This window comes from Elusimicrobiota bacterium, from assembly GCA_026388075.1.
In the GTDB taxonomy this organism is placed as follows: Bacteria; Elusimicrobiota; Endomicrobiia; order Endomicrobiales; family JAPLKN01; genus JAPLKN01.
This window is the reverse complement of record JAPLKN010000010.1, coordinates 1-4097: the sequence shown is the minus strand read 5'-3', so window position 1 is coordinate 4097 and position 4097 is coordinate 1. Positions and strand designations below refer to the sequence as shown.

The window sequence follows — 4097 nt, the reverse complement described above, 5'->3', positions numbered from 1 at the left end:
ATTCAAAATCTGATGATTATCTGAATATTACAAATGGATTTAATTTTTTAGCTGATATAAATTTTACAAATGATACGGGTTTCTATTCAGGGATTGGGGCTGAATATCTGAGGAACATAAAAGGAATGGAAACAGCTCTTAGATTTGGTTATAATACAAACGTTAAGGGATTAGATAGATTAGGCGGATTTTCTAGTGGAATAGGACTAACTTATAAAAAATACACTTTAGATTATGCTATCGCTCCGTATGGCGAATTTGGCTTAACTCACCGAATTTCTATTTCAGTAATATTTTAATATTAATTTAGCAATGTGTTTTCTAATCCTTTTGCCGTTTTATAAGTTTTTAAACTTATAAAACGGTTTTTTATTTATTAGAAAAGTCTAAAATTCTCATTTAGTTTTATAGAAATTTTGTCCTAATTTGAATTTTTTCTAATAAAAAAGTATTATTTATAAAATATGTAATTAAATTATCATGAAAAATAAAAAATTATCTTTTATCTGGTTTGCTTTAACTTTTCTTTTTTGCCTTCAATGGCTTTTTGTCCATTTCAGCCATAGCCATATAAATTATCCTTTAAATGTTATTCTTCCGGGCCTTGCCGTTTTGGGTGCATCGTTTATCGTCACCTGGGGCGCGGAACTGGCCGAGCTTGAGATATCTCAAGGACTTGCTATAGCTTTCCTTGCATTAATTGCAGTTCTTCCTGAATACATGGTTGATTTATATTTTGCATGGACAGCGGGAAAAAATCCTGCGTATACGGCTTATGCAACCGCAAATATGACCGGCTCAAACAGACTGCTTCTTGGATTCGGCTGGTCTTTGGTTTGTTTTCTGTTTTGGTGGCGTTCAGGCAAAAAGGAAATTCTGCTTGATAAAAGCCAGAGAATTGAAATATTTGCACTGATTGTTGCCACGATATATTCATTTATAATCCCAATGAAAGGAACTCTTTCATTATTAGATTCAATAGTGCTAGTCGGGATATTTGTTCTTTATATCTTCAATACTGCAAAATCTCATTCTGAAGAAAAAGAAATTGAAGGACCTATGGAAATTATTGCGGCTTTGCCTCGCAATATAAGGATATTTCTTACTGTTTTCTTCTTTGTTTTCTCAGCGTATGTAATTTTTGTTTCAGCCGGACCGTTTGCCGAAGGACTCCTAGTCGCGGGAGAAAGGCTCGGACTGGAAAAATTTATTCTAGTCCAATGGCTTGCGCCTTTAGCATCCGAAGCTCCCGAATTTATTGTAGCAATAATACTTGCTTTACGTCTTCATGCGTCAACCTCATTAAGAGTGCTTGTATCGTCAAAGGTTAACCAATGGACACTTCTAATCGGGCTTCTTCCTGTCGCTTATTGTATTTCAAAAGGGCAAATTTCACCGATGCATTTGGATGCCCGCCAGATAGAAGAAATTCTTATCACGTCAGGACAGTCTCTATTAGGTTTAGTAATGCTTTCAAACTTGAAATTCAACATAAAAGAAGCTTCATTGCTCTTTGCACTTTTTATTACGCAGCTTTTTATTATTTCTACCGAAGTGCGATATATATATGCCGTAGCATACATTATTTTATCGCTTCTTATACTCATTATTTCCAGATCAACCAGGGAAAATTTCATTAAGATGTTTACAGAATCTTGGTTCAAGAAAAGCAGTCAGAGCTTCTGAATTATCTCTTTACAATACTTTAGAATTTTAATATCATTAAAGAAAAAAAGGTTGAGGTTAAGGTTAAGCAAAACAAAAAAGGATTTTTTCTAAACCTTAACCTGCTTCGCTCTTAACCTGTATTTTTCGGAGGTGTTTATGTTCGGTTTAGGTTTTCAGGAAATCGCGCTGCTTCTGCTTCTTGCCTTGCTTCTTTTCGGAGCCAGCAAGCTTCCTGCTGTAGGCAAAGCGTTAGGCCAATCCATAAGAGAATTCAAAAAAGCTTTTCAGGGGGATTCTGAAGAGGAAAAAAGAAGCGATGGAGAAAAAAAGGACTAATCCGGATTCTCTGACTCTTATCGGGCATCTTGACGAACTTCGCGTTAGAATATTTTATTGCATCGGTTTTGTAGTTGCTGCTGCATTTCTAAGCATAAGTTTTTCTAAGCAAATAATTGAATTTTTGAAAATCCCTGCTTCAAAGATAATCCCCGGTTTTATAGTTCTTAAGCCTACAGAAGTAATATCCGTATATATTAAAGTTTCTCTTGTTGCCGGCATAATTCTTGCCAGCCCTGCCCTTTTTTACCAGTTTTGGAAATTCATCAGACCTATTATTGAAAAACGCCTTCAGTCCGGAATAATCAAATGGGTAATTTCCGCTGCAATCTTATTTTTTATCGGGACGCTTTTCATGTATGAAATCGTTCTTCCTTTCGGATTGAATTTTCTTATGAAAATGACCGAAGGCATAGCCACCCCAATGATTACCCTTAATGCTTATATTTCCTTTGTGCTTGCGATAATTTTCATCGGAGGAGTTATTTTTGAAATACCCGTGATTTCTGGTATTTTAACTTCTGCTGGGATAATAACACCTTTTTTTATGCGCAAAAAAAGAAAAGAAGCGATATTTTTCCTTTTCCTAATAGCTGCTGTTATAACCCCGACTGTTGATATTTTCAACATGCTTTTGTTTGCGCTACCGATGACAATTCTTTATGAAGCAAGCATAATAGTATCCATGGTTATTTATAAATCCAAAATACAAAATAAAACCGAAGAGGTTTACGCAATTGAAAATTAGCAATTTTTTTGTTAAGAATAATTTTAAAGAATTCTTAAACAAAAATATTTCGCGTAAAAGTTTTATTAAATTTCTCGGAGCAGGGCTCGGATATCTTGCCTTGCAGACAAAATCCGCACGTTATGCTTTTGCAAAAGCAACCGGCCAAACCTTAAAACCAAGATCTGGAAGAAAAGTAGTAACAAACTTTGACCTGGCGGTTGTTAAAGGAGAAAATCCTGCCGTAATAACCAGAAAAGCCATAGAAATTTTAGGAGGCATGAACCGTTTTGTTAAATCGGGAGATACAGTTGTTATTAAGCCAAACATAGGATGGGACAGAACACCCGAACAGGCAGGAAATACAAATCCGGAAGTAGTTGGAACTCTCGTCAAATTATGCAGGGATTCAGGGGCAAAAATCGTTAAAGTGTTTGACCGATCATGCAATGACTCTAGAAGAACTTACAGAAATACTGGAATTGAAGATGCAGTGAAAAAAGCGGGAGGAGTAATCTATTTTTGCGATGATTGGAAATTTTATCCGGCTCAATATCCCAAGGGCTCCATAATGGCTGACTGGCCGATGTTTCGGGATGCCGTTGAATGTGATGTTTTTATAAATGTTCCCATTGCTAAAGATCACGGCCTTACAGGTTTGACCCTTTCTATGAAAAATCTTATGGGTGTTTGCGGGGGAAATAGAGGAAGAATTCACTGGGATATTGACCAAAAACTCGTTGAAATAACAGAATTTATAAAACCTGATCTTACTGTTATTGACGCTTACCGCATCCTTTTAAGAAACGGGCCAACCGGCGGGGATTTAGGCGATGTTGAAATGAAAAAAACGGTTATTGCAAGCGCGGATCCTGTTTTAGCTGATGCTTATGCAACAACTTTGTTCGGAATGAAGCCTTCAGATATCGGAAGTATTCCAATTGCTTCAAGACGCGGACTTGGAAGTATGGATATCGCCAAGGCAAAAATAAGAGAAATCAGGGTTTGACAAAATAATTTGATTATTGTATATTTTTAATTAGTAAAAAGGAGGTGAAAACCTAAAAAGTTCATTTTAAAAACAAAAAACCCCCACAGGTTTATTTCATAAACCTAAACATGGGGGCTAAAGGGAGAAAGCAATGAAAAAATTAATGTTAGTCGTATCAGTATTGTTTTTTGCAGCAAACGTTTTCGCAGGGCAGATTGTGCCGAAGCTTGGCTATCAGATGAATCAGACGGGCACGCTTAAAGGATCGGGCTCCAGCTTTGACACCGAATTGGATGCCGCGACTTCCATCGGCGCTGAATATCTAAGCGCATTGAATGATATGTTCATGGTCGGCGGCGGCTTTGAATACCAGAT

6 protein-coding genes are annotated in these 4097 nt (G+C 36.6%); all 6 read left to right on the top strand.

What is annotated here, in order from left to right; genetic code table 11:
• Positions 1 to 299, top strand: a 299-nt coding sequence (locus NT145_00375; GenBank protein ID MCX5781153.1) for a hypothetical protein, incomplete at its 5' end; no start/stop codon positions are given.
• Positions 300 to 480: 181 nt separating this feature from the next.
• Positions 481 to 1686 (top strand): sodium:calcium antiporter, encoded by a 1206-nt coding sequence (locus NT145_00370; protein MCX5781152.1) that lies wholly within the window; start codon positions 481 to 483, stop codon positions 1684 to 1686.
• 138 nt (positions 1687 to 1824) lie between these two features.
• Positions 1825 to 2004 carry a twin-arginine translocase TatA/TatE family subunit gene (gene tatA / locus NT145_00365; protein MCX5781151.1) on the top strand — a complete coding sequence of 60 codons (180 nt, stop codon included), beginning with the start codon at positions 1825 to 1827 and terminating at the stop codon, positions 2002 to 2004.
• A complete protein-coding gene (gene tatC, locus NT145_00360; GenBank protein MCX5781150.1) occupies positions 1985 to 2752 on the top strand; it encodes a twin-arginine translocase subunit TatC in 768 nt (255 codons plus the stop codon). The genes tatA and tatC overlap by 20 nt, the downstream gene beginning before the upstream one ends.
• On the top strand, positions 2742 to 3740 hold the full coding sequence (locus NT145_00355; GenBank protein MCX5781149.1) for a DUF362 domain-containing protein: 999 nt from the start codon (positions 2742 to 2744) through the stop codon (positions 3738 to 3740). Before tatC ends, NT145_00355 begins: the two co-directional genes overlap by 11 nt.
• A 133-nt stretch (positions 3741 to 3873) precedes the next feature.
• The coding region (locus NT145_00350; GenBank protein ID MCX5781148.1) for a hypothetical protein at positions 3874 to 4097 on the top strand (224 nt) is incomplete at its 3' end.